The sequence below is a fragment of the Halomonas sp. B23F22_20 genome (assembly GCF_043496985.1).
Classification (GTDB): Bacteria; Pseudomonadota; Gammaproteobacteria; order Pseudomonadales; family Halomonadaceae; genus Halomonas.
On sequence record NZ_JBIEKH010000079.1, the window covers coordinates 1 to 781 of the forward strand.

Annotated in this window: 1 protein-coding gene; it reads right to left on the minus strand. The window is 68.8% G+C overall.

Features of this window, described 5'->3' with window-relative positions; genetic code table 11:
• Positions 1–781 (minus strand): Ig-like domain-containing protein (locus ACGTN6_RS20650; protein WP_394594941.1); only part of this gene is annotated, 781 nt, incomplete at both ends.

Here is a 781-nt window from a genome sequence, read left to right on the forward strand (position 1 = left end):
GTTGATGGTCACCGTCAGGGTGGCGGTGCTGGTGTCGCCATCGGCGTCGGTCAGCGTATAGCCGAAGGTCTCGGTCAGCGTCTGGTTATCGTCCAGGGCCTGCACGGCACTGTTCGAGGGATCGACCTGGTAGGACCAGGTGCCGTCGCCGTTGTCGACGAAGGTGCCGTACTGGGCGGCGGCCACGTCGTCGGCGTCGAAGCTGACATCGCTCGGGGTGTCGGCACTCTCGCTGTCGTTGGTCAGCACGTTGCCGCCGATGGCGTCCGTGGCGTCCTCGTCGGTGGCGGCACGGTCGTCGTCGGCCTCGGGCGCGGTGTCCTCGATGCGGATGTCCAGGCTGTCGCTGGTCGACTCGCCGGCCACGTCGGTCACCGTGATGTCGAAGCGGTCGAGGATCTCGCCGCCGCGGTGGTCCTCGGCGTCGCCGTCTTCGGTGTAGGCGTAGCTGAGGGTGCCGGTGCTAGCGTCGTAGCCGGTGATCACCAGCGTGCCTTCATTGCCGACGATGGTCACCGGGCTGTTGCTGGCACCGGTGATATCGCTGCCGTTGACGGTCACGCCGGCGATGCCGGCCTGGGCGCCCACGGTGGCGGTGCCGGTGACGGTGTCGCCGCTGGCCTCGACCACGCTGTGCTCGGCGCCGTCGACGCTCGGGGCGTTGTCCTCGATGTCCACGGTCGGCGGCGCGTCGGTGGCACCGTTGATGGTCACCGTCAGGGTGGCGGTGCTGGTGTCGCCATCGGCGTCGGTCAGCGTATAGCCGAAGGTCTCGGTCAGC